The sequence below is a fragment of the Rubrobacter aplysinae genome (assembly GCF_001029505.1).
Classification (GTDB): domain Bacteria; phylum Actinomycetota; class Rubrobacteria; order Rubrobacterales; family Rubrobacteraceae; genus Rubrobacter_A; species Rubrobacter_A aplysinae.
In genome coordinates, this window is the sequence record NZ_LEKH01000005.1 from 18,372 (window position 1) to 41,391 (window position 23,020).

Here is a 23,020-nt window from a genome sequence, read left to right on the forward strand (position 1 = left end):
CCCTACTTGTCCCAGCCGCCGCTTACCGGGTCTATCAGGCCCATGATCGGCATGATGTCCGGCAGATAATGCCCGGGCACTATCTCCTGCAGAAGCTGCATGTTCACGAAGCTCGGGTCGCGGTAGTGGACGCGGTAGGGACGGTCCGAGCCGTCGCTTACTATGTGTACCGCGAACTCCCCGCGCGCGCCCTCGACGCGGCCGAAGCCCTCACCCTCTGCGGGCCGGATGCGGCGGCCCATGTCGGCCATGACCTCGCCCTCGGGCAGCATCTGGAGCACCTGCTTGATGATCCTGATGCTCTGCATACACTCCGCGATGCGCACCCGGTACGAGGCCTCCACGTCCCCGGCTTCGTCCGTGACGACGTCGAAGTCCACCCGGTCGTACCAGCCGTAGGGATAGTCGCGGCGCACGTCGAAGTCCACACCGGTGCAGCGTAGGGGCGGCCCGGTAAGGCCCATCTCAAGGGCCTGCTCCGGCGTCATCTTACCGACGTTTCTGGTACGGCCGATGAAGATCTCGTTACCCTGTATGAGGTCCACGAGGTCGGGCTGGAAACGCTCCTCAAGTCCCTCGATGAACTCCCAGATCTTCTCCGGCATTCCGGGCGGCAGGTCGGCCTTCACGCCGCCGATGCGGAAGTAGTGGTACATCATGCGCACGCCGGTGATCTCCTCGAAGATGTTCTGCAACCGCTCCCGCTCGCGGAAGGCGTACAGGATCGGGGTGAACGCCCCGAGCTCCAGCATCAGAAAGCCTATCGAAGGTATGTGGCTCGCCAGCCGCATCAGCTCGCTCATCAGCACCCGGATGGCCTCGGCGCGGGGCGGTATCTCCGCCTCCAGCAGATCCTCTACCGCCAGCACGTACCCGTGCTCGTTGTGGATGTTCGCCAGGTAGTCGAGGCGATCCGTCAGCGGGATGACCGCCGGATACATCCGGTTCTCGGCGATCTTCTCCTGGCAGCGGTGCAGGTATCCCATTACGGGATCGCAGCGCACCACGGTCTCGCCGTCGAGCTCGAGTATCAGCCGCAGCAGGCCGTGCATGGCGGGGTGCTGGGGGCCCATGTTCATGTCCAGCGCCTCCAGCCCGAACTCGTCGCGCACGTCGGGACCGGAGAGCCGTCCGGTCTTTCCGCTCAGGCTCGGCTCTAGCTGGTGGTCAATGCGTTCCTTGTCGAGCATCTAACGCAACCCCTCGAATGTCCGTCTGGTGCTGATCTCGAAGCTCTTTACGAGCGGGTGGTGGTCGAAGTTGTCCTGCCACATGTACGGCCGGCGCAGATCGGGGTGCCCGGCGAATGCCACGCCGAACATGTCGTAGGCCTCCCGCTCGTGCCAGTTGGCCGTCGGGTACACGGCGGTGGCGGTCCCGATCACAGGCTCCTCGCCCTCGATGGCGGTCTTGATCATCACGCGCCCGCCACGCAGGTCCAGTAGCTCGTAGGTAAACTCGAACGAGCCTTCGCGGTCAACCACGGTGATGAACGAAAGGTGGATTATGCCGAGATCCTCCTTCGCGGTGGCGAGCACGGACTGCAGGCTCTCGGGAGGTATCACGACCTTCAGGGCGTTGCCCTTCGTGTCGTGCTCTTCCAACTCGTGCCGATCCCTGAAGCCTTCCAGGTAGCGCTCCAGTCGGGTGTCGAGATCCCCCTCGGGCAGGCTTATCGCCATCTACTCGCCGCCCCTCTTCTCTCCGTTTTCCGCGCCATCGTTCTTCTGAGAGCCGCTCTCTTCGTTCTCTTTGCCCTCAGACTTTTTCTCGGCGGTCGCGGTGGCGGACTGCGGCTCGGTGTTCTCGGCCTTCCCGGCCTCTTCCGACTTCGCCTTCTCGGCCTCCTTGCGGGCCTTCTCCTCGGCCTTGAGCTTCTTCTTGGTCTCGGGCGGGATCCAGCCCACATCCGTCTGCGGGCCGGGCGGCATGCCCTTGCGCTCGAACACGTAGGTGCGGGGCATCTCTTTTATGCCCGCCGGGCGGTCGGCCTTGCCCTCGCTGATGTTCGCGTACTCGCGCTCGGGCAGGTACTCCTGGATCTCACCCTCGTCGTCCACGAGCGCCGGGCGGGGCTTGTCGTAGCGCACCTGTGAGTCCCGCTCTACCTTCTTTTGTAGCGTGAGGATACCGTAGATCAGGGCCTCGGGCCTCGGCGGACACCCGGGGACGTACACGTCGACCGGAATCACCCGGTCCGCCCCCATGAGCACCGAGTATCCGTCGAGGAACGGACCACCCGAGATGGCGCAGGCCCCCATCGCTATCACCCACTTGGGCTCTGGCATCTGCTCGTACAGCCGGGTCATGCGCTCGGCCATCTTGGTCGATACGGTGCCGCTGACGATCATCACGTCGGCCTGTCTCGGGGAGCTCATGAACGGGCTGCTCCCGAACCTCTCGAGATCGTTGTGCCCCATGCCCGTGCTCATCATCTCTATGGCGCAGCACGCCAGCCCGAACTGCAAGGGCCACAAAGAGTTCTTGCGGGCCCAGTTGAACACCCGATCCGTGCTCGTGGTTATTATGTTGGGCTCGCTGAAGCTCTGCATTACACCCACTTTAGAGCCCCCTTCTTCCACTCGTAGATAAGCCCCACCGTAAGTATCCCGACGAAGATCGTCATCTGCACGAAGCCGTACAGCCCGAGGTCGCCGTACACCACGGCCCACGGAAACAGAAACAGCGCCTCGACGTCGAAGATGAGGAACGTCAACGCAAACACGTAGTACCGCACCGGAAACGGCCTCCAGGGGTCCGTCACCGTCTTCTCGGAGGTCTCGTAGGTGGCCCGCTTGTCTACGGAGCCCTGTCTGCTGGGAGAGAGCAACCGAGCCAGTACCATTACCACGGCCACGAAACCCGCTATGAGCAGGAGAGATATACCGAGATAAGCATACACGGCCCCGTAAGCCATCTCCTGCTGTACCAGCGCCAACAACACGGACCCCAACGATCAACTCCTCTCTTATATGCCGCAAATATACTCGTGTCACAAACAACTTTCAAGGAGCTACTATGAGTAGCAAAATGCGTTACAAGCCCGGCGCGTACCGCCCGGCCCGGGTTTGGGGCAGCGGTTTTCCGGGCTTTACCAGAGCTTTATCCGAGCTGCTTGAGCGGGGGTTGCGGAGCCTCGTGTTTGGCCCGGCCGTTGCGGGAGAGTATCTGGACGAACTGGACGAGCATCTGGCGGTAGGTTTCGAGGGAGCCGGAGAGCACGTGCTCGCGGGGACCGTGGTGACCGCCGCCGACGGGCCCGAACTCCACGCCCGGGACCCCGGCTCGCTGGAAGTAGACTATGTCGGAGGCCCCGTGGCGGCCGACGCTCACGGGGTTGCCGTGAAAGTGGCGGGCGGCCACCTCGCGCAGGGCCTTGACGAAGGGGTTGCGGCGGGAGACGTAGGTCGGCTCGCGGGAGAAGAGTACCTCGGCGTCGGCGGGGAGTTCTATGGAGCGGATCTGGCGCAGTATCTCCCGGGGCTCCTGATCCGGCAGATACCGGATGTCCAGCTCGTAGGAGCAGGTGTCGGGGACCCGGTTTATGACGTCTCCGCCGTGTATCTTTGCCAGGTTGACGCTCGGATGCGGGAAGAGGTCGCTGCGTTCGGAGGCGAACGGTAGCTCCTGCACGCGTCTGTAGTGCTCGTGGGCCAGCAGCACGGCGTTCTTGCCGAGCCAGGGCTGTGAGCCGTGGGCGCTCTCGCCGTGGGTGGTGATCTTCAAGTCGAGCACGCCCTTTGCCTGGACCCCGACGTGGAAGTCCGTCGGCTCTCCGGTTATAAGAAAATCCCCGGTGTGGCCGTTGTCTATGAGCACCTCGGCCCCGTTGGCCCCGCCGTACTCCCGCTCCTCGTCCGGCACGATGAGTAGCTCCACCGTGCCGTTGCAGCCTATGGAGTGCAGGTCCTTGACCGCGTACATCATGGCCGCTAGCGCGCCCTTCATGTCGTAGACGCCGCGGCCGTACAGCTCGCCGTGCTCCTCGACGGCTTCGAACTGCTCGTCACAGCCGGGTACCACGTCGGCGTGGCCGTGGAGCAGTATGCGCGGTCCCCCGGAGCCGACCCGGGCCACGAGCGAGGTGAGCTCGCCGGCCGGCCCCGCTCCTTTGTAGAGTGCGGTCTCTATGCCGCGGGCGTCGAACCACCCGCTGATGAAGTCCATCGCAGACTCGACGGCCGCCGGGTGGTGAGACCTGTACCGGACGAGACGCCGGGTTAGAGAGAGAACCTCACCTCTGTCGAACCCGCCAACCAGAAAACCTGCACCGTCCTAGATTTCCTAACACTTTCCAACACAAGACACGAAGCCGTGTACGAAATTGTGTTCTTAACGCACGTAGACATACTATCATCCTCGCGGCGGGATGGATCAGGCTTCGACCGAGGCGCCAGACTGGAAGACGACGCACGCGCCGAGCGAGGAGAGCTTTTCCTCGAAGCCGTCGTAGCCGCGGAGTATGTGACGGGCGCCGTCCACCGTCGTCGTACCCGAGGCGAGGAGGCCGGCCATCACCAGGGCCGCCCCGCCCCGCAGGTCGGGGGCCTCTACGATGGTGCCGGAGAGCTGATGAGGGCCTTTTACGAGAGCCCGGTGGCCGCCGAACAGGTCTATACCGGCGTCCATGCGGTTAAGCTCCTCGGCGACCTGCAGCCGGTTCTCGTACACGTTCTCGGTGATGATCCCGGCCCCGTCCACCTGCGTGAGGAGCACCATCATCTGGGCCTGTAGGTCGGTGGCGAACCCCGGAAACGGCAGCGTGGAGACGTCCACGCCGCGTAGATCCCGCGGGTCCTCCACCCGGACCCGCAGGCCCCGGCCGTCGGCCACGTTTTCCACGTCCAGGCCCATGTCGTGTAGCTTCTGGAGCTCCATCTTGAGATGCTCGGGCCGCGCGCCCAGCACGGTCACGTCGCCGCCGGTGGCGGCGGTCGCCATCACCAGGGTTCCGGCCTCTATCCGGTCGGGCATCACGTCGTGCTCGGCCGGATGAAGCTCCTCGACGCCCTCTATGGTTATGAGCTCCGTACCGGCCCCCTCGACGTGGGCTCCCATGGCGTTCAGGAAGTCCGCCAGGTCCACCACCTCGGGCTCGCGGGCCCCGTTCTCTATGGTGGTGCGGCCGTGGGCGAGCACGGCCGCCATCATCACGTTCTCGGTGGCGGTAACGCTCGGGTACTGGAACACGATCTCGGCCCCGTGCAGGCCGCGCGGCGCCTCGGCCTTTATGAAGCCGTGGTCGAGCTCGATCTCGGCCCCGAGCGCCCGCAGCCCGTCGAGGTGGAAGTTGAACTTTCTGAGGCCCAGGTTGCACCCGCCGGGCGCGGAGACCTCGGCCTCCCCGAACCGGCCTACGAGGGGGCCGAGCACGACGAGACTCGCCCGCATCTGGCGCACCAGCTCGTAGGGGGCCGTGTAGGAGTCTATGCGGGCGGCGTCCACGTGTAGGGTGTCGCCTTCGAAGTCCGCCTCCGCGCCCAGACCATCCAGCACGGCGCACATGGTGTCCACGTCCTTTATTCGCGGGACGTTGTGCAGGGTGCTCCGTCCGGGGGCGAGCAGGGCGGCCGCGATCAGCTTCAGCGCCGCGTTCTTGGCCCCGGAGACCTCCACCTCCCCGTGGAGCCTCTGGCCGCCTTCTATAAGGAACCTATCCGTGTTCTCCAATTTAGCTCTCCCTCCCAAGAGAGTGTGGGTAAATCTAGCTTATACAAGCCCAGTGCTTCTTACCCCCCTAACCCTGGCCGTACTCCCGCGCCACCCGTACCAGGCTCTCCGCCACCTTCACGCGACGGTCAAAGTCACGCTCGGCCCTTTCGGGGTCCTCGCTCTCGGAGATCCCTTCCGAGCGCTCGCGCTCTATCTCCTCTATACGGCTCTCGGCAGCCTCTACGTCTATCTCCCCGGCCTCGACCGCCTCCTCGACCAGGATCAGGGCCAGGTTCTCGGAGACCTTGAAGAAGCCGTCGGAGGTTCCGTAAACTCGGGTCTCATTCCCCTGCTTGATGCGCACCGCCCCGGGCTCCGCGGTGGAAACCACGGGGGCGTGGTCGGCGAGGACGCCGAGGTCCCCGTCGGCTATGCGAACTATCACCCGGTCCACCTCGCCGTCGAAGACCATGCTCTCCGGAGTTATAACCCGGCAGAATAGCTGCCGGCCTCCGGTTCCGCGGCTCTCCGTCAACCTGCTACGCCTCCTGCTTCTGCATACTCTCGGCCTTCTCGACCGCCTCTTCTATGCCGCCGACGAGCAGGAAGGCCTGCTCGGGAAGCTCGTCGTGTTTGCCCTCCGCGACCTCCTTGAAGCCCCGGATGGTCTCCTCCAGCGTACAGAACTTGCCCGGTATGCCGGTGAACTGCTCGGCGACGAAGAACGGCTGCGACAGGAACCGCTGCAGCCGCCGGGCGCGGCCCACGATCACCTTGTCCTCCTCCGAGAGCTCGTCCATGCCCAGGATCGCGATGATGTCCTGAAGCTCCTTGTAACGCTGCAGAATAGCCTTCACTTGCTGGGCGACCTCGTAGTGCTCCTGACCGACCACGTTCGGGTCGAGGATGGTCGAGGACGAGGTCAGCGGGTCGACCGCCGGGTAGATACCCTGCTCCACGAGCCCGCGCGAGAGCTCCACCGTGGAGTCGAGGTGGGCGAACACGGTGAACGGCGCCGGGTCGGTAAAGTCGTCCGCCGGCACGTACACGGCCTGGAAAGAGGTGATCGAGCCATTCTTGGTCGAGGTGATCCTCTCCTGCAAACCGCCCATCTCCGTCTGCAAGGTCGGCTGATAACCGACCTCCGACGGCATCCGGCCCATCAGCGCGGAGACCTCGTTGCCGGCCTGCACGAAGCGGAAGATGTTGTCCACGAAGAACAGCACGTCCTGGCCCAGGACGTCCCGGAAGTACTCCGAGAGCGTCACTCCGGTCAGCCCAACGCGGAAGCGGGCGCCGGGCGGCTCGTTCATCTGGCCGAACACGAGGCCCGTGTTCTTGAGGACCCCGGCCTCCTCCATCTCGCCGTACAGGTCATTGCCCTCACGGGTGCGCTCGCCGACCCCGGCAAAGACCGAGGTGCCCTCGTACTGCAGGGCGATGTTGTTTATGAGCTCGGTGATGAGCACCGTCTTGCCCACGCCGGCGCCGCCGAAGAGCCCGGCCTTACCGCCCCGGCGCACCGGGCAGAGGAGGTCTATGACCTTGATGCCGCTCACGAACTGCTCGGCCTGGGTGGTAAGCTGATCGAAGCTCGGCGCGGTCCGGTGTATCGGCCAGTAGTCATCGGCGCCCTCAATATCACCGGCCTCGTCCACCGGGTTACCGAGCACGTCTATAACGCGCCCGAGCACGTTCTTGCCGACGGGCACGGTTATGGGCTGTCCGCTGTCGCGCACGTCTATGCCGCGCCGTAGACCGTCGGTCGCGCCCATCGCCACGGTGCGCACCACGTCGTCTCCGAGGAGCTGCTGCACCTCCAGGGTCAGCTCGTGCTTCTCACCCTCCTCGGGCTCGAACTCGACGAGCAGTGCGTTGTAGATCTCCGGTATCTCCTCGGCCTCGAACCGGACGTCCACGACCGGACCCTTGACCTCGATGATCCTGCCGAGCCCGCCCCGGGCGTTATGCCCATCGCGCCCTGCGCCCTGCTCCGCCGCTACTCCGCGGCCGTTGCCACTGCTCTCCGCCATCTCAAAGCTCCTTATCCATACTTCTCCGGCTTCTCTAGCGCCATCCAGAGGCCCTCTAGCCCGTAGATAGCGCCTCCGCGCCGCTGGCTATCTCTAGTATCTCCTGGGTGATCTGGGCCTGCCGCGCCTTGTTCATCTGCATCGTGAGCCTCTCCGACAGGTCGTTGGCGTTGTCGGTGGCGTTCTTCATCGCGGTCATCCTGGCTCCATGCTCTCCGGCGGCGCTTTCGAGCAGCGCCTGGAAGATAACCGTATCCACGTACCGGGGGATCAGACGCGACAGCACCGTGTCCGCGTCGTCCACGTACTCGAACGGGAGGTTAGAGGACCACTCTCCGCCTCCGGACTCCTCGTCCGCGGCCTCGACGCCGGGCGCCACCGGTAGCAGTCGGGTCACGGTCGGCTGCTGCACCAGCGCGCTCTGGAAGCGATTGTAGACGAGATACACTTCGTCGGCCTCTTCGCGCTCGAACGCGCGCGTCAGATAGTCGCCTATCTGCTGGGCGTTGGAGTACTCCGGCGCGTCGGAGAAGCCGGAGAAGGTCTCCAGGAGAGGAATCCGCCGGAACCTGAAGAACGCCTCCGCCTTGCGGCCGCTGGCGACCTGCTTTAGCTCCGCGCCCCCACCCACCCCGCTCGTTCCGCCTTTCTCTTGCCTGAGACGCATGGTGGTCCTGAGAACCTGGGCGTTGAAGCCGCCGCACAGTCCACGGTCGGCGGTGAGGGTGGCGACGATGGCGGAGCGCGACTCTCCCCGGCCCGCCATCAGCGGGTTGTTGCTCGTGGACTTGCGGGCTATCTCCCGCATCATCTCCTCCATATTGTCGGCGTAGGGCCTCGCCCTGCCGACCCGGGCCTCGGCCCGCCGGAACTTGACCCCCGAGACCGTCTGCAGGGCGGAGAAGACCCGGCCCTGGTTGCGTACCGTATTCCTCTGACGTTCGAGATCCCTGAAGGAGGCCAATCTCTAGCCGCCCTGCTCCCCGGAACCCCCGGAGCCTTCGGAACTTTCAGCCTCGCCTTCCGGCTCGCCCGCAACGACGTTTGCGATGGTTCCGGTGTCGAGCGGCCGGTAGCTCTCGCTGAACCTGGCGAGCGCCTCGTCCAGCTTCTGCTTCGTGGCGTCCGACATCTCTTTCTCGTCCCGGATGGCGGCGAGGACCTCGCCGTGGGAGTCCCGGAGACGGTCCAGGAGCTGGGACTCGAAGTCCAGAACATTGTCGGGCTCTACGTCGTCCAGGTAACCGTTCGAGGCGGCGTAGATCACGGCCACCTGCTCCTCGACCGGCATCGGCTCGCCCTCGTTCTGGGTCAGTATCGCCGTCAGGCGCTCGCCGCGGGAGAGCGTGGCCTGGGTGGCGGCGTCGAGGTCGCTGCCGAACTGCGCGAAGCTCTGCAGCTCGCGGAACTGCGAGAGGTCAATGCGCAGGGTGCCGGCGACCTTCTTCATGGCCCTGATCTGGGCCGACCCGCCGACGCGGGAGACCGAGTTACCGGTGTCTATGGCCGGCCGCTGGTTGGAGTTGAAAAGGTCGGCGTCGAGGAAGATCTGGCCGTCCGTGATGGAGATGACGTTGGTCGGGATGTAGCTCGATATGTCCCCGCCCTTGGTCTCGACTATGGGCAGCGCCGTTAGAGAGCCGCCACCACGCTCGTCGGAGAGCCGGGCCGCCCGCTCCAGGAGCCGCGAGTGCAGGTAGAACACGTCGCCGGGATACGCCTCGCGGCCCGGAGGCCGCCTGAGGAGGAGCATCATCTGCCGGTAGGCGGTCGCGTGCTTGGAGAGGTCGTCGTAGATCACCAGGGCGTCCTCGCCCCGCTCCATGAAGTACTCGCCGATGGCGCAGCCGGCGTACGGGGCCAGATACTGCGCCGTCGCGGACTGCGAGGCGGAGGCGTTGACGATGGTCGTGTACTCCAGCGCCCCGGCCTCTTCGAGCTCGCCCATCACACCCGCTATGGAGGAGTCCTTCTGGCCGACGGCGACGTAGATGCACTTAACGTCCTGGTCGCGCTGGTTGATTATGGTATCTATCGCGATGGAGGTCTTGCCGGTCTTGCGGTCGCCGATTATGAGCTCCCGCTGACCCCGGCCTATCGGGATCATGGAGTCTATTGCCTTGAGCCCCGTCTGCAGCGGCACGCTGACCGGCTGGCGGCGGATGATCCCGGGAGCCACGACCTCGACGTCCCGATCCTCCTCGAAATCTATCTGGCCCTTGCCGTCCATCGGCTCGCCCAGGGGCGTGACCACCCGGCCGAGCACGCCGCGACCCACGGGGATCGAGGCAAGCTCCCCGGTCCTGCGAACCGTCGAGCCCTCCTGGATGTGACGGTCGTCGCCCGCGATGATCGCGCCGACGTTGTCCTCCTCCAGGTTCAGCGCGAGCCCGAGCACCTTCTCCCCGCGGGTGTCCTCGAACTCCAGCATCTCCTGATACATCACGTTCGACAGCCCGAATACCTGGGCGATGCCATCGCCGACCTCCAGAACCTGCCCGACCTCCTCGGTGCGGACCCGGCTCTCGTAGTCCGTTATGGCGCCCTTCAGAATGGAGGAGATCTCCTCCGGCCTCAGCCTACCCACTTGCAACACCTCTCTCAAGCATCTTGTCCCGGAGCCTCTCTAGCTGCGCCCGGACGCTACCGTCCACTCGCCTGCCGCCAAACTTGAAGACCGCGCCGCCTATGAGGCCCGGGTCCACGCTCTGCCGGAGCAGTACCTCCCGGCCCTCTAGTATCTTGCCCAGCCTCTCCTTTATGCTCCCGAGCCTCTCCTCGGAGACCTCGACCGCCGTGACCAGCTCGACCTCCATCCTGCTCAGGTGCTCCTCGACCATGCTCTCGTAGCTTCGGACCGCGTCCTCCACGATCTCGGTGCGGTCATTGTCGGAGAGCAGCTTCAGGAAGTTGCGCGAAGACAGGGTCATGCGCTCTGTAAGGCCGTCTATGGCCCGCCGCTTCTGGCTCTCCGGCAGCTGGGTGCTGTGATAGAAGAGCCTTAGCTCGTCGTTCTCGCCGAGCGACCCGATAAACCCTTGCAGGTCCTCTAGCGTCTGCTCGAGCTCCTCGCGCTCGACGGCGGCCCCGAACAACGCCTCGGCATAGGTGGATGCGGCGCTCACGCGAACCTACCTACCGCCGGGAGTGCCGGAGGCGGCCATCTCGGAGTCCAGGTCGTCGAGGGCCTGTTCAATGAGCCGCTCGTGCTCGTCGCGGTCCACCGCGCGGCCCAGGACCTGCTCGGAGGCCTGTATGACCATGCCCGCAGCCTCCTGCCGTACCTCCTGGAGCGCGGCGTCCCGCTCGCGACCGATCTCCTCCCGCGCCCGCTGGATTATGCGGTCGCTCTCCTCGCGGGCCTCGGTCCGGGATCGCTCTAGCTGGGCCTGGCCCTGCTTGCGAGACTCGTCGAGAATGCGACGGCCCTCGCCACGGGCCTCGTCTATCTGCCGCCGGTACTCCTCGAGGAGGTTCTGGGCCTCGCTCCGGGTCCGCTCGGCCTCCTCTATGGCCTCCTCTATCTGACTCTGGCGCTGCTCGATCCTGTCCCGGATCGGTGGGTACACGTACCTGTACAGGAGGAGCAGGAGGATAATGAAGGTGATTATCTCCCAGAATATGAGGCTGGTATTCGGGAGGTCAAAGATTCCGGTCTCGTCCGACACGCGCCCTCCTTTCCCTGGTTAGTTTCGCAGGTCCTTACGGGACTCTAAAGGACGAAAGCGATGAGAATTGCGAACACCAGGCCGTAGAGCGCGAACGCCTCGACCAGACCTATGCCCAGGAACATCCACACCCGGGACTGCTCGAAGGCCTCCGGCTGGCGGTGGATGCTCGCGATGGTCTGGCCCAGCAGGTATCCCATGCCCGCGCCGGGACCGATCACCGCCGCGCCGGCCGCCACGCCGGTGCCCACGTACTTCATCGCCTGCTCTATGTCGCCCGAAGCCTGGAGCAACCCTAGTATCTCCACGGTTTTTAGCAGCGCCAGTATATCCATCTAACTTGCTCCCCTCTCTTTTCTTACTTTTCTTGACTATCTTCTTATCCGACTTACTGAACTACCTACCTTACCAATCGGCCCGGCAAGCGCGGCCGGCCTCACGCCGCCTCGACCCAAGAAACCGCGCGGACGAAGCGGCGGCGTCCGGGCCTTTGCCGCTTACCCGGGCACCTTAATGAGAATCCCCCGCGAACATTGCCATCTCGATGTAGACCTGGGTGAGTATAGCGAATATATACGCCTGGAGCACGGCGACGAAGATCTCGAACGCGTAGAAAACCAGCGCTGCGGGCACCGAGACCGGAGCCATAAAGGTCCCGAAGGACAGTATGAAGCTCAGAAACACGAAGATTATAAGGTGGCCCGCGAGGATGTTGGCGTAGAGCCGCAGCCCGAGTGTCAGCGGCTTGGTGAACTCCTGCAGTATCTCGGTAAAGAACATGAACGGGACGAAGATCGCCTTTACCGGCAGTCCCGGTATCACGAAGCTACCGAGGTACCCCTTGGGCCCGTTGCGCTTGAAGCCCTGATACTGGGTTATGAGGAACGTCAACAACGCCAGCGTCAGGGTAAAGGAGATGTTGCTCGTCACCGGATAGCTGTTCGGGATCAGCCCGATCAGGTTCAACGTCAGCACGAAGATGAAGATCGAGAGCGTATACGGGAAAAACTTCTTCCCATCCTCTCCGAGCTGCCCGCCCAGGGAGTTACGCCCGAAGCCGTATATCTCCTCCACGATCACCTGATAGGCGCCCGGGCGATCCTTGAGCAGCCGGGAGCCGACGAACAGTATCAAAAAGGTCACGATGGCCCCGATCCACAGGAACCAGGTGATCTTGGTTATAGAGATGTCTATCGGCCCTAGCTCAAGGGGTATCTTCCAGGCATCCTGGCCCACCTCCCAGGTGTGCAGGATCTCATGCCTCACCTCTTCCTGGCTGAGTTGGGCCAGCGCAAACAGGCTCATCTACTCACTGCCTCCACTCCGTCATGTCGTTGTCGGGCGCCGCTTTCGCGCCGGTCTCGCTCATCGCCTTCATGAACCCTGGTAAGAGCACCGTGTTCTCCGTCAGATATACTCCGGCGAAGCCTCCGAGCATGGCGACTCCTGGCCATAGCCCGAGATAAGCGGGTATCCCGAGAGTCACGGCGACGAAAATATACCGTACAAAGAAGGTCGCCGCTCCCAGCATCCGCCACAATCCGGGACCTTTCGTTAACAAAGACACGGTTAACGCGGTAGAAAAGAGGCTCAACACCCCTATAGCCGCGCCATGCCAGAAGGCACCGGCCTGGGAACCGCCGTACACGTAGAAGAGCACGCCGCCGACGAGAACGGCCATGCCCGCTATCCAGAGCGAGGAGCGGAAGGCCAGCATCCAGTGCCGGCTCATCGGCCGCGCTCCTCTTCCATCTTCTTGATGGCAAAGTAGATATACAACATCCCCAGCGCGAACCCGGCAACCAGCCCGACGAGCATGAAAAGCGGCAACGTATCCAGCACCCGGTCGATCAGGAACCCTCCGGCCGAGAGCCCGACGATTATCATGAAAAACGAAAACCCCACCCCGATCAGGCGCGCATAACCGCTGCCTCTGTTGGTTCGGGAGTCGGAGTTAGCCATTGTTACCTAATATAACCCAGCCTCCACATTGCGGCAAAGGCTACAGTCTCTGGCGCGCGAGACGCTCGTGACAGTTTCCACGGCCTGTCCGGGCTCGCGGCCTAGCCGGGTTCGGGGAGTTGGATCATCTCCAGGCCGCCCTCTTCGGCGAGCTCGACGGCCAGTGGGTCCGGATATCCGCCGGTGTAGTACACCTCTGTGATACCAGCGTTCAGGATCATCTTCACGCACAGAAGGCACGGCTGGTGGGTGCAGTAGATGGATGCGTCACGCACGGATACGCCGTGATAGGCGGCCTGTATGAGGGAGTTCTGCTCGGCGTGCAGCGTGCGCTGACAGCTCTCGCGGCCATCTACGATGCGGATCAAACACCCGACGTCCTCGCAGTGCGGCATTCCGGAGGGACTGCCGTTGTAGCCGGTGGTGAGTATCCGCTTGTCGCGCACCACGACCGCCCCGACGGCGAGCCGGGGACAGGTGGAGCGGGTGGCGACCTCTCTGGCGATGCGCATGAAATACTCGTCCCAGGAGGGCCGGGCCGCCTGGACTCCGCTGGCAGAGAGCCCCTCCGGCGGCTCGGCGGGGTTCCTAGAGGGTTCCATACAGCCTGTCTCCGGCATCGCCCAGGCCCGGCACTATAAACGCGTTCTCGTCCAGCTCCGGGTCTAGAGCAGCGGTGTAGAAGTGTACGCCGGGGTGCTCGGCGGTTACCCGATCCACCCCCGGCCCGGCGGAGACGGCGTGCAGGCAGGAGATCCAATCAGCCCCGTACTCTTTTAGCTTTGTCAGCGTAGCCGATAAGCTGCCGCCGGTGGCGAGCATCGGGTCCAGCACGATAACGAAGTAGCCCTCGAGGTTGCCCGGCAGGTTCACGTAGTACTCGACCGGCTGGGCGGTCTGCTCGTCCCGGAAGAGCCCGACGAACCCGACGGTCGCCTCGGGCAGGAGCGCCAGGGCCCCGTCGAGCATCCCGAGCCCCGCGCGCAGCACGGGCACCAGGCACACGGGGCCGGCTATCTCCTGGGCCTTGGTCTCCGTGAGCGGGGTGTTTATGCTCGCCGTCCTGGTCGGCATGCGGCGGGTCGCCTCGCCGACCAGTATAAGGGCCATCTCCCGCATCGCCTGCCGAAACTCACGCTGGTGCGTCCGCTCGTCGCGCAACACCGCCATCTTGTGGCGGCTCAGAGGCTCGTCAACGACGTGGACGTTGCCGCTCTCCGTCCCCGGCAAGCCTCCGGGATTTTGGGGACCTTCAGGCATAAAGCGGGAAAGACTCCGTTAGCGAGGCGACGCGCCTGGAGAGGCCCTCGGTCTCGCCACGGGAAGCGTGGACGATGATGTCCGCGATCTCGCGCATCTCGGCGGTGCCCATACCGCGAGTCGTCATGGCGGCCGTCCCGAGCCTGACGCCGCTGGTCACGGTCGGGGACTCCGGGTCGTTCGGAACCATGTTCTTGTTGCAGGTGATCCCGACCCTTTCGAGGTTCTCCTCCAGCTCCTTGCCGGTGGTGTCGGACTCGCGCAGGTCCACGAGGTTCAGATGGTTGTCCGAGCCGCCGCTAACGAGGCTCAGGCCGCCTTCGAGCAGGCCGTCGGCGAGCGCCCGGGAGTTCTCGACGATGCTCTCGGAGTAAGCCTTGAAGTCCGGCTTCAGGGCCTCTCCGAAGGCCACGGCCTTGCCGGCGACGGCGTGCATGAGGGGGCCGCCCTGCATACCGGGGAAGACGCGACTGTTGATCTTCTTCCCGAACTCCTCGCGGGCCAGGATCATGCCGCCCCGCGCCCCGCGCAGCGTCTTGTGGGTCGTGGTGGTCACGACCTCGCAGTGGGGCACCGGCGAGGGGTGTACGTCGGCGGCGACGAGCCCGGCGATGTGGGCCATGTCGGTCAAGAGATACGCGTCCACGGCGTCGGCTATCTCGCGGAACTTCTCAAAGTGTATGGTGCGCGGATAGGCGCTGGCGCCGGCTATGATCATGCGCGGCCTCTCCTGCTCGGCGATCTCCCGCACGGCGTCGTAGTCTATGTAGCCGTCCTCGCCGACGCCGTAGTGGACGAAGTCGTAGGTCCGGCCCGAGAAGTTGAGGTGCATGCCGTGGGTAAGATGCCCGCCGTGGGCGAGGTCCATCGCGAGCACCTTGTCGCCGGGGTCTATCAGCGCGGCGTAGGCGGCCTCGTTGGCCTGGCTGCCGGAGTGGGGCTGCACGTTGGCGTACTCGGCCCCGAAAAGCTCCAGAGCCCGGTCTATGGCGAGGGTCTCTACCTTATCCACCTCTTCGCAGCCACCGTAGTAACGCTTACCCGGATAGCCTTCTGCGTACTTGTTGGTAAGCACCGAGCCCTGTGCGGCGAGCACAGCGGGCGAGGCGAAGTTCTCGCTGGCTATGAGCTCGATAGTGGCGCGCTGACGATCCAACTCTCCATCCAACGCCCCCTGAACCTCGGCGTCAATGACCTCCGTATACGGGCCTATCATCTGTTAATACCTCCGGTTGGGTGTAGCGGAAGATCCGGGAACTTTCCGGCGCTGACATCCTGACTGCGGCGTTTCGAAATCCTACAATTCGCCGGGTGCGCCGGACGCGCCCGAGGACTGGCCTCTGTCTCGCGGCCGGTATCCTCCACTCCGGTCGTTTGTCCAAAATGGAGTATACCGGCTCCGGATACTCTGCTCAACGGGCTTGACCCGACCTGCCCTACTCCTGCTCCCGGGCCATGCGAGAGAGCGTCTCCTCGGATAGCCAGGGTGTCCGGCGCAGGAGCCGCGCCTTGCCGCCGCCGGACAGATCCACGACCGCAGAGGCCTCTCCGCCGCCGGCCGCTCCTTCCACCACGAGGTCCACGGAGCGCGAGACCTCTGAGGAGACCTCGGCGAGAGTGCCCGGCGCGGGCTGACCGGCGAGGTTGGCGCTGGTCGCGTAGAGCGGCCCACCGTACGCCGCGAGCAGCTCACGCACCACGGCGTGATCCGGCACCCGGACCCCGATGGTCCCGCCGTTTCTGGGGTCTGGCGCGTCGAGAACCAGCGTCAGGGGCCCGGGCCAGAATCGCCGCGCGAGCTCCCGAGCCAGCGGCGGAACGTCCGCGGCTAACGAGAAGGCCTCCGTGGCGGAGGCGCAGAGCGCGGCCACGGGCTTCGCAGGATCGCGGTTTTTGATCTCCGCCAATCGAGCCAGCCCGCTCTCCCCGGCCACGAGCCCGACGACCGTGTCCGTAGGCACGAGCGCCACCCCGCCGCCGCGCAGCTCCTCTCCGGCCCGGGTGGTGTCCGCGACCTTCAACGCGGGCCTCTCAAGGACGGCCGAGCAACACGGCTCGCACGGCTCTGGTCAGGTCGGTTCGGGTTCCGAGCGGCTCATACCCGGCGTCGCGGCCGAGACTCTGTACGGCCTCTGCCTGTCCATCCCCGACCTCTAGCACTAAACGGGCATCGGGGGCGAGAAGCGGGGAGGATTCCGCGAATATACGGCGATACAAGTCCAGGCCGTCGCCACCGCCGTCCAGCGCGGTATGCGGGTCCCAGTCCCGCACCTCGGGCTCTAGCCGGTCCAGCTCCGCCGTCGGCACGTAGGGCGGGTTGGAGACGAGCACGTCCACTCCGCCCGCCAGCGAGTCCAGACCTGCCGCGAGGTCGGCGTGGTGGAACCGGGTACACCTGCCGGCGCGGGCGGCGTTTTTGCGGGCGACTCGCAAGGTCTCTCCGGAGAGGTCCGAGGCGTGGACCTCGCATGCGGGACGCTCGTCGGCGATAGAGACGGCTATCGCCCCGGAGCCGGTCCCGAGATCCAGAACCCGGCATCCCCCGCCGAGGCGATCCACGGCCTCCAGAGCCGCGTCCACGACGCTCTCGGTATCGGGGCGTGGGATCAGGGCCTCCGCGCCCAGCTCCAGCGTCAGGTTGCGGAAGTACGCGTGGCCCAGTATGCGCTGCACGGGCTCCCGCAGCCTCCGGCGCAGCACCCAGCTCTCGTACAACGCGGCCTTATCACCGCAGAGGGGCTCCGGGATCAGGGAGAGCTCGCCCCGTGGCCGCCCGACGAGCTCGGACATGAGTATCTCGGCCGAGGCCAGCGGCTCCGGTACGCCAGACTCCTCCAGCATGCGCGCCGCCTCCCGCACGGTGTTACGGGGAGTACCGGTGTGCACCGCGTCGGCCAGGAAGCCGGTCTGCTGCTTCGGCTGGCTCAAGATGTTTCGGCTAGGCTCCGGCACCGTTGCCCTGATGGGTCTCATCTCCGGTCGAGAGCTTCTCGGACCGCTCCTGGGCCGCCAGAGCCCGGGTAAAGTCCTCCAGGTCGCCGCCCAGGGTGGCTTCGAGGTTGTGGGAGGTCACGTTCACCCGATGGTCGGTGATACGGCCCTGCGGGAAGTTATAGGTTCGTACCTTCGACGACCGCTCCGCCGTGCCGGCCTGGGCCTGGCGCAGCTCGCCCTCCTTCTCCCGCTGCTCGGCCTGCTCGCGCTCCAGCAGCCGGGAGCGGAGGATGCGCATCGCCTGCTCCTTGTTCTGGAGCTGGCTCTTCTCGTTCTGGCAGGTCACGACCACGCCGGTCGGCTTGTGGGTCAGCCTCACGGCGGAGTCGGTGGTGTTCACGCTCTGGCCGCCGGGACCGCTCGAACGGTAGGTATCCATCTCCACGTCGCTCTGATTCAGCGCGACGTCCACGCTCTCGGCGGCGGGCAGCACGGCCACGGTGGCGGTCGAGGTGTGGATGCGGCCCTGGCTCTCGGTCTTGGGGACGCGCTGCACCCTGTGGGGACCGCCCTCGTGCTTGTACACGGAGTACGCGCCGTCGCCGGAGATCTCGACCGACACCTCCTTGAAGCCTCCGGACTCAGCCTCGCTGGAGGAGAGCATCCGGTGCTTGAAGCCCAGACGCTCGGCATAGCGGACGTACATCTCGTACAGCTCTCCGGCCCAGATCGCGGCCTCGTCGCCGCCGGTTCCGGCCCGAATCTCGAGGATTATGTCCTTGTCGTCGTTGGGGTCGCGGTCTATGAGCTCGAGACGCACCCGTTCGGTGAGGTCTGTGACCCGCTCTTCGGCCGCCTCGGCCTCTGCGGCGTAGAACTCCCGCTCCTCGGTGGAGTCGGCGGAGGGCATCAGCTCCCGCGCCTCCTTCTCCTCCTGTATAGAGGAGAGCAGCGTCTCGCACATGTCCGCCCCACGCTTTAGCCGGGCGTGCTCCCGGGCGACCTCCGCGTAGCGTTTCTGGTCTGAGTAGATGTCCGGCTCCGAAAGCTCGTCATTAAGCTCCCGATAACGGGCCAGTGTCTCCTCCGCTAGTTTTACGACTTGTCGATCCAAGAGCCTCTCAACGACTTTCCGAAGTTCCCAGGGTTCCTAGTCATCCAAACGCGGCCGGAAACGCCTATAAACAGCTATATAACGAGCTTGTTGGTGGCCTCGTCCGCTTTGGCCTGCGACGCCTCTTCCAGACCCACGACCTTCTGCAACGAGGCCATCGCGACCTCGACCATGTCGTCCGACGGCTCGCGGGTGGTCAGCCGCTGCATCATGAGCCCCGGCCACACCAGCACCCGCACGACGGCGTTGTCCTGGTGCCGCGCGCTCCACATGATGAACTCGAACCCGAGCCCGGCGACGAGCGGGATCACGAGTACCCGGCTGAGCACCATGAACAACCACCCGTGCGTGCCGAGCAGGGCGAACACGAGGATGGACAGCACCAGCACGTACAGCACGAAGCTCGTGCCGCAGCGGACGTGGCTCGTGTCGAAGCGGTGTGAGCTCTCCGGCACCATCTCGTCGCCGGACTCGTAAACTTTAATGGCCTTGTGCTCCGCGCCGTGATAGGCGAAGAAACGCTTTATATCCCGGCTAAAGGCGCTAATGACCAGGATGTAGCCTATAAACACCCCGATCCTGATAACACCCTCGACTACGTTGAAGAGCACCGGATTCTCTATGGCCTGACCAAGGAGCGCCCCGATGCCCTTCGTGCCGAGCACCGGCGCTACGAGGAAGAGCAGAAACGCGAGCCCGAGGCCCACGAGCATGGTAAGCGCGATCTCCTTCTTGGAGAGATCCTGCTCCTCGCCGAGAGCTATGTTGGTCGATCGCGTAAGCGCCCTCATGCCGAGGAAAAGCGTCTCGCCCAGCGAGAGAAAGCCCCGCACTATGGGCAGGCGGAATAGCCGGCTCTTCTTGGTTACCGAGGTAAAGCTATCAGACTCGAGCTCTACCTCACCGTTCGGGTTCCTGACGGCGATCCCCCAGAAGTTGGGGGATCTCATCAGGACGCCCTCCATTACCGCCTGTCCGCCTACCCTCATGCCGGGTCTCTAGCTCTGGTTGTTCTGATTGCTCTTGTTGCGCTGCAGCCGGTTCTGGAACCGCTGCACCCGGCCGCCAGAGTCCACAATGCGCTGCTTGCCGGTGTAGAACGGGTGGCAATTGGAGCAGACGTCGACGCTGATCGAGCCACTCTCCTCGGTGGAGCGGGTCTCAAACTCGTTGCCGCACGTGCAGTGCACGATAGTCGTGTTGTAGTTCGGATGTATGCCGGTCTTCATGCAAGCCTCCGCTTTCGTACTTTCGTATTTTCCAGGGTACCGGCTAATTATAACGCCGGGTAACGCTACAGGGTTATACCACCACTGTCCACGGGGCTCTCCGGGATCACGTACTCTCCGGGGAGCCTCGGGGAGATCACCCCTCGCACTAACTGATTCTTACGTTTTTACGCTTCTACTGCCGCTACTGCCGGACCCGCTGTAGCTCGCGCAGGAACTCGGCGTTTGAACGAGTCTCCTTGAGCTTCTGGATGAGGAGCTCTATCTTCTGGCCGGAGTCCAGGGCGTTCAGGATGCTGCGCACCTGCCACACCCGCTGCGCCTCGGCGCTCTCCATAAGGAGCTCCTCCTTGCGCGTCGAGGAGTCCTCTATGTTTATGGCCGGGTAGGTCCGCTTGTTGGCGAGCTTGCGGTCGAGGTGGAGCTCCATGTTGCCGGTGCCCTTGAACTCCTCGTAGATCACCTCGTCCATGCGGCTGCCGGTCTCCACGAGCGCGCTGCCGAGGATGGTCAGCGAGCCGCCATGCTCGATGTTGCGCGCAGCGCCGAAGAACTTCTTCGGCGGATACAGCGCCGCCGAGTCCACGCCACCCGAGAGGATGCGCCCCGAGGCCGGAGCGCCGAGGTTGTAGGCCCGGGCGAGGCGGGTAATGGAGTCGAGCAGGACCACCACGTCCTCGCCGTCCTCGACCATGCGCTTGACGCGTTCGAGCACCAGCTCGGCCACCGCGATGTGGTTGTCAGCGGGCTGGTCGAAGGTCGAGGATACGACCTCGGCCTCGGCAACGCTCCGCTCCCAGTCGGTGACCTCCTCCGGCCGCTCGTCGGCCAGGAGGACGAGGAGCTTGGTCTCCGGGTAGTTCGCCACGATGGACTGCGCGATCTGCTTCAGGATCGTCGTCTTACCGGCCTTCGGCGGCGAGACGATCAGACCCCGCTGCCCCTTGCCGATTGGCGCTACGAGGTCTATTACGCGCGGGGCCAGGTCGTTTGGCTTCCACTCCAGCCTGAGCCGGTCTTCCGGGTATAGCGGGGTGAGGTCGTCGAAGTTCTGGCGCTTGCGGCCCTTCTGCGGCTCCTTGCCGTCCACGGACTCTATACGCACCATCGCCGGGTACTTCTCGCCCTCGCGGGCCTGCCGGATCTGGCCGACCAACTTGTCTCCCCGGCGCAGGTTGAAGCGCTTGATCTGGCTCGTGGAGACGTACACGTCCTTGTTGGACTGGCTGTAGCCGCTGGTCCTCAAGAAGCCGAACCCGTCGGGCAGCACGTCGAGGACGCCGCTCTGTAAGGACTCTTGCCCGTCCTGGGAGCCGTTCTGGGAGCCGTCCTGACGGCCCTCCTGACGCTCCTGCTTTTCCTGGCGATTCTTTCCCTTCGCCTTGCCGTTCTGCTGGCCCTGCTCCTGGCCGCCCTGCTGGCGGGGCTTTTCCCGGCGGTCCCGCTGCTCTCGGTGCTCCCGTTGCTGGCCCTGCTCCTGACGCTGTTCTTGAGACTGCTCCTGCTGAGGATCCGGCTTCGTGCCCTCCTCCGTGCCAGCCTCCTGAGGGATGAGCGGTTCCGGGTCGGGGGAGCGGGCGGGCTCCTGGGTAATCGTACCGGCCTCAGACTCGGGCGAGCCGTTACCGCCGGACCCATCCGCCGCCTGGCCGTTGCCGGCCTCATGCTGTCCACCGGCTTGCTCGGTGGCGGCCTTGTAGATCACCTCCGCCAACTCGGGCTTGCGGTACTTCCGGTACCGCGGGATACCAAGCTGGGCGGCGATCTGGTGCAGATCGCTCAGGCGCTTGTTCTCCAGGGTGCCTAGCTCCGTCATATTCTTCTACCTCTCATGGTGTCTTCGTGGTTTCTCTGTGATCTCTGTGATTTCTCTGTGCGTTCACTGTGTACCGGCTAGCGATGGGGAGGGCTCTGGGCGAGCCTCCGGGATACTTTCTCGTCTCTATCAGGTGCGGTCCGCGGCTTCCAGCGAGGGGAGCCCGGAGGGGCTAGAGTTGGAAACCCTGCATGCCAGCCTCGGGTTCCAGCGCGTGAATGGTATCCAGGAATCTTATCACACGAGGCTTGGTGGACATCACCAGGGTGTGGGTCCTCCCGCCTCCCCGGAAGTATCTTACACTCTTTAGCGTGTCTCCGGCGGTGATGCCGGTGGCCGCGAACACCACCTCCTCGCTCTGGATCATGTCGTCCAACGTCAGCTTCTTCTCGAGATCATCCATCCCCCGCTCCTTGAGCATCTCGACCTGCGACCGCTGCGTGGGCCACATCCTGGCCTGCATCTCGCCGCCGAGGCACCTTATGACCGCGGACGCGAGTATCCCCTCCGGCGCCCCGCCGATCCCGATAACCGCGTGGAGCTCGGAGCCCCGGACCCCCACGTCTATCGCGGGCGTAAGATCGCCCTCGGCCCGGATCTGTATCCGGGCTCCGGTCTTGCGGATATCCTCTATAAGACCTTCGTGCCGCTCCCGGTCGAGCACCGCGACCGTCATCTCGGAGGGCTTGCGGCTCAGGGCGTCGGCTATGGCCCGCACGTTCTCTTCCACCGGGGCGTCTATATCTATACACCCCTTCGCCCGGGGGCCGACGATGATCTTGGACATGTACATGTCGGGTACCTGGAGCATGCTGCCTTCGGGCGCGACCGCGACGGCCGCGATGGAGCCGGGCTGACCTTTGGTCAAAAGCTGCATCCCCTCCACGGGCTCGACGGCCACGTCTACCTCCGCCCCGCCGGCCCCCAGTTTGTCTCCGACGCCGAGGATGCCGCTTCGCAGCTTCAGGGGCTTCATGCTGCCGCTCTCGTCCAGACGCTCCTCGCGCAGTATCGCGACGTGGCAGGAGTTCGGAATCCCGCCGAGCCCCCGCTTGAAGGCCTCGGTGGCCTGGGTGTAGGTCTCCTCCGGCGAGCCGGCACCCTCCTGACGACCCGCCGTCAGGGCGACCTGCTCGGTTACCGAGGCGTACTGGATGGCCGAGTCGCCTATGGAGTTCTCATGGGAAACCCTGGTGCTCATCTTAGAAGCTCCCGTATCCTCCCGTACCGGCTACGCCCCAGGATGGGCGACTCTCCGCCGCTCAGAGCTTTCGTCGGAATCGGGCGAGACGTTAATCCGGCCACTCGGCGTATCCCCTACGGGTGCGCGGAGGTAACCGGTGTCTGCCCTA

At 64.7% G+C, this 23,020-nt stretch carries 26 protein-coding genes; all 26 read right to left on the reverse strand.

The features are described from left to right. Positions 1 to 2 precede the first annotated feature (2 nt). The 26 genes from ABD53_RS06525 to ABD53_RS06650 all read right to left on the reverse strand — a co-directional run bounded on the left by ABD53_RS06525 (position 3) and on the right by ABD53_RS06650 (position 22,869). Complete coding sequence (locus tag ABD53_RS06525; RefSeq protein ID WP_053057762.1) at positions 3 to 1,190, reverse strand: NADH-quinone oxidoreductase subunit D; 1,188 nt, start codon at positions 1,188 to 1,190, stop codon at positions 3 to 5. Further along, positions 1,191 to 1,682 carry an NADH-quinone oxidoreductase subunit C gene (locus ABD53_RS06530; protein WP_053057763.1) on the reverse strand — a complete coding sequence of 164 codons (492 nt, stop codon included), beginning with the start codon at positions 1,680 to 1,682 and terminating at the stop codon, positions 1,191 to 1,193. Further along, on the reverse strand, positions 1,683 to 2,552 hold the full coding sequence (locus ABD53_RS17865) for an NADH-quinone oxidoreductase subunit B (RefSeq protein ID WP_200900326.1): 870 nt from the start codon (positions 2,550 to 2,552) through the stop codon (positions 1,683 to 1,685). It abuts the gene before it with no gap. Next, positions 2,552 to 2,917: an NADH-quinone oxidoreductase subunit A gene (locus tag ABD53_RS06540; protein WP_047865132.1), complete on the reverse strand. Its 366-nt coding sequence runs from the start codon at positions 2,915 to 2,917 to the stop codon at positions 2,552 to 2,554. The genes ABD53_RS17865 and ABD53_RS06540 overlap by 1 nt, the downstream gene beginning before the upstream one ends. A gap of 185 nt (positions 2,918 to 3,102) precedes the next feature. Then, complete coding sequence (locus ABD53_RS06545) at positions 3,103 to 4,167, reverse strand: M20 family metallopeptidase (RefSeq protein ID WP_053057764.1); 1,065 nt, start codon at positions 4,165 to 4,167, stop codon at positions 3,103 to 3,105. 207 nt (positions 4,168 to 4,374) lie between these two features. Beyond that, positions 4,375 to 5,670 carry a UDP-N-acetylglucosamine 1-carboxyvinyltransferase gene (murA, locus tag ABD53_RS06550; RefSeq protein WP_047864981.1) on the reverse strand — a complete coding sequence of 432 codons (1,296 nt, stop codon included), beginning with the start codon at positions 5,668 to 5,670 and terminating at the stop codon, positions 4,375 to 4,377. Between the two features lie 67 nt (positions 5,671 to 5,737). After that, complete coding sequence (gene atpC / locus ABD53_RS15800; RefSeq protein WP_053057765.1) at positions 5,738 to 6,187, reverse strand: ATP synthase F1 subunit epsilon; 450 nt, start codon at positions 6,185 to 6,187, stop codon at positions 5,738 to 5,740. 4 nt (positions 6,188 to 6,191) lie between these two features. After that, entirely contained in the window at positions 6,192 to 7,685 is a 1,494-nt protein-coding gene (gene atpD / locus ABD53_RS06560) for a F0F1 ATP synthase subunit beta (RefSeq protein ID WP_084709371.1), read from the reverse strand. Positions 7,686 to 7,740: 55 nt separating this feature from the next. Continuing rightward, complete coding sequence (atpG, locus tag ABD53_RS06565) at positions 7,741 to 8,649, reverse strand: ATP synthase F1 subunit gamma (protein ID WP_047864982.1); 909 nt, start codon at positions 8,647 to 8,649, stop codon at positions 7,741 to 7,743. Positions 8,650 to 8,652: 3 nt separating this feature from the next. Continuing rightward, complete coding sequence (gene atpA, locus ABD53_RS06570; protein ID WP_047864983.1) at positions 8,653 to 10,272, reverse strand: F0F1 ATP synthase subunit alpha; 1,620 nt, start codon at positions 10,270 to 10,272, stop codon at positions 8,653 to 8,655. Next, a complete protein-coding gene (gene atpH, locus ABD53_RS06575) occupies positions 10,265 to 10,810 on the reverse strand; it encodes an ATP synthase F1 subunit delta (RefSeq protein ID WP_047864984.1) in 546 nt (181 codons plus the stop codon). Before atpH ends, atpA begins: the two co-directional genes overlap by 8 nt. Positions 10,811 to 10,816: 6 nt before the next feature. Beyond that, positions 10,817 to 11,353, reverse strand: coding sequence for a F0F1 ATP synthase subunit B (atpF, locus tag ABD53_RS06580; RefSeq protein WP_047864985.1), 537 nt, complete (start codon positions 11,351 to 11,353; stop codon positions 10,817 to 10,819). A gap of 44 nt (positions 11,354 to 11,397) precedes the next feature. Continuing rightward, positions 11,398 to 11,688 carry an ATP synthase F0 subunit C gene (atpE, locus tag ABD53_RS06585; RefSeq protein WP_235401410.1) on the reverse strand — a complete coding sequence of 97 codons (291 nt, stop codon included), beginning with the start codon at positions 11,686 to 11,688 and terminating at the stop codon, positions 11,398 to 11,400. A 175-nt stretch (positions 11,689 to 11,863) separates the two neighbouring features. Then, on the reverse strand, positions 11,864 to 12,658 hold the full coding sequence (gene atpB / locus ABD53_RS06590; RefSeq protein WP_053057766.1) for a F0F1 ATP synthase subunit A: 795 nt from the start codon (positions 12,656 to 12,658) through the stop codon (positions 11,864 to 11,866). 4 nt (positions 12,659 to 12,662) lie between these two features. Next, positions 12,663 to 13,085 (reverse strand): hypothetical protein, encoded by a 423-nt coding sequence (locus ABD53_RS06595; protein ID WP_047864986.1) that lies wholly within the window; start codon positions 13,083 to 13,085, stop codon positions 12,663 to 12,665. Further along, on the reverse strand, positions 13,082 to 13,315 hold the full coding sequence (locus tag ABD53_RS06600) for an AtpZ/AtpI family protein (protein ID WP_047864987.1): 234 nt from the start codon (positions 13,313 to 13,315) through the stop codon (positions 13,082 to 13,084). The genes ABD53_RS06595 and ABD53_RS06600 overlap by 4 nt, the downstream gene beginning before the upstream one ends. Before the next feature lie 101 nt (positions 13,316 to 13,416). Further along, complete coding sequence (locus tag ABD53_RS06605; protein ID WP_084709372.1) at positions 13,417 to 13,917, reverse strand: deoxycytidylate deaminase; 501 nt, start codon at positions 13,915 to 13,917, stop codon at positions 13,417 to 13,419. Continuing rightward, positions 13,904 to 14,545, reverse strand: a complete 642-nt coding sequence (gene upp / locus ABD53_RS06610) for a uracil phosphoribosyltransferase (protein ID WP_235401412.1) — start codon at positions 14,543 to 14,545, stop codon at positions 13,904 to 13,906. Before upp ends, ABD53_RS06605 begins: the two co-directional genes overlap by 14 nt. A 22-nt stretch (positions 14,546 to 14,567) precedes the next feature. Then, a complete protein-coding gene (gene glyA, locus ABD53_RS06615; protein ID WP_047864989.1) occupies positions 14,568 to 15,791 on the reverse strand; it encodes a serine hydroxymethyltransferase in 1,224 nt (407 codons plus the stop codon). A gap of 220 nt (positions 15,792 to 16,011) precedes the next feature. After that, positions 16,012 to 16,596 (reverse strand): L-threonylcarbamoyladenylate synthase, encoded by a 585-nt coding sequence (locus ABD53_RS06620; RefSeq protein WP_053057767.1) that lies wholly within the window; start codon positions 16,594 to 16,596, stop codon positions 16,012 to 16,014. A gap of 10 nt (positions 16,597 to 16,606) precedes the next feature. Then, a complete protein-coding gene (gene prmC, locus ABD53_RS06625) occupies positions 16,607 to 17,503 on the reverse strand; it encodes a peptide chain release factor N(5)-glutamine methyltransferase (protein WP_053057768.1) in 897 nt (298 codons plus the stop codon). 10 nt (positions 17,504 to 17,513) lie between these two features. Beyond that, positions 17,514 to 18,623: a peptide chain release factor 1 gene (gene prfA, locus ABD53_RS06630; RefSeq protein WP_047864990.1), complete on the reverse strand. Its 1,110-nt coding sequence runs from the start codon at positions 18,621 to 18,623 to the stop codon at positions 17,514 to 17,516. 74 nt (positions 18,624 to 18,697) lie between these two features. Beyond that, positions 18,698 to 19,612 (reverse strand): DUF1385 domain-containing protein, encoded by a 915-nt coding sequence (locus ABD53_RS06635; protein WP_047864991.1) that lies wholly within the window; start codon positions 19,610 to 19,612, stop codon positions 18,698 to 18,700. A gap of 9 nt (positions 19,613 to 19,621) precedes the next feature. Further along, positions 19,622 to 19,852 carry a 50S ribosomal protein L31 gene (rpmE, locus tag ABD53_RS06640; RefSeq protein WP_047864992.1) on the reverse strand — a complete coding sequence of 77 codons (231 nt, stop codon included), beginning with the start codon at positions 19,850 to 19,852 and terminating at the stop codon, positions 19,622 to 19,624. Between the two features lie 184 nt (positions 19,853 to 20,036). Continuing rightward, a complete protein-coding gene (rho, locus tag ABD53_RS06645) occupies positions 20,037 to 21,668 on the reverse strand; it encodes a transcription termination factor Rho (protein WP_047864993.1) in 1,632 nt (543 codons plus the stop codon). A 172-nt stretch (positions 21,669 to 21,840) separates the two neighbouring features. Then, entirely contained in the window at positions 21,841 to 22,869 is a 1,029-nt protein-coding gene (locus ABD53_RS06650) for a fructose-bisphosphatase class II family protein (protein WP_047864994.1), read from the reverse strand. Positions 22,870 to 23,020: the final 151 nt, after the last annotated feature.

Coding starts and splice junctions, on each gene's coding strand:
- rho (WP_047864993.1), bottom strand. CDS start 21,668: ATGACGGAGCTAGGCACCCTGGAGAACAAGCGCCTGAGCGATCTGCAC.
- ABD53_RS06540 (WP_047865132.1), bottom strand. CDS start 2,917: ATGGCTTACGGGGCCGTGTATGCTTATCTCGGTATATCTCTCCTGCTC.
- ABD53_RS06650 (WP_047864994.1), bottom strand. CDS start 22,869: ATGAGCACCAGGGTTTCCCATGAGAACTCCATAGGCGACTCGGCCATC.
- atpE (WP_235401410.1), bottom strand. CDS start 11,688: ATGGATATACTGGCGCTGCTAAAAACCGTGGAGATACTAGGGTTGCTC.
- ABD53_RS06600 (WP_047864987.1), bottom strand. CDS start 13,315: ATGGCTAACTCCGACTCCCGAACCAACAGAGGCAGCGGTTATGCGCGC.
- ABD53_RS17865 (WP_200900326.1), bottom strand. CDS start 2,552: ATGCAGAGCTTCAGCGAGCCCAACATAATAACCACGAGCACGGATCGG.
- ABD53_RS06635 (WP_047864991.1), bottom strand. CDS start 19,612: ATGAGGGTAGGCGGACAGGCGGTAATGGAGGGCGTCCTGATGAGATCC.
- rpmE (WP_047864992.1), bottom strand. CDS start 19,852: ATGAAGACCGGCATACATCCGAACTACAACACGACTATCGTGCACTGC.
- ABD53_RS06595 (WP_047864986.1), bottom strand. CDS start 13,085: ATGAGCCGGCACTGGATGCTGGCCTTCCGCTCCTCGCTCTGGATAGCG.
- ABD53_RS06605 (WP_084709372.1), bottom strand. CDS start 13,917: ATGGAACCCTCTAGGAACCCCGCCGAGCCGCCGGAGGGGCTCTCTGCC.
- ABD53_RS06530 (WP_053057763.1), bottom strand. CDS start 1,682: ATGGCGATAAGCCTGCCCGAGGGGGATCTCGACACCCGACTGGAGCGC.
- ABD53_RS06525 (WP_053057762.1), bottom strand. CDS start 1,190: ATGCTCGACAAGGAACGCATTGACCACCAGCTAGAGCCGAGCCTGAGC.
- ABD53_RS06545 (WP_053057764.1), bottom strand. CDS start 4,167: ATGGACTTCATCAGCGGGTGGTTCGACGCCCGCGGCATAGAGACCGCA.
- glyA (WP_047864989.1), bottom strand. CDS start 15,791: ATGATAGGCCCGTATACGGAGGTCATTGACGCCGAGGTTCAGGGGGCG.
- atpD (WP_084709371.1), bottom strand. CDS start 7,685: ATGGCGGAGAGCAGTGGCAACGGCCGCGGAGTAGCGGCGGAGCAGGGC.
- atpB (WP_053057766.1), bottom strand. CDS start 12,658: ATGAGCCTGTTTGCGCTGGCCCAACTCAGCCAGGAAGAGGTGAGGCAT.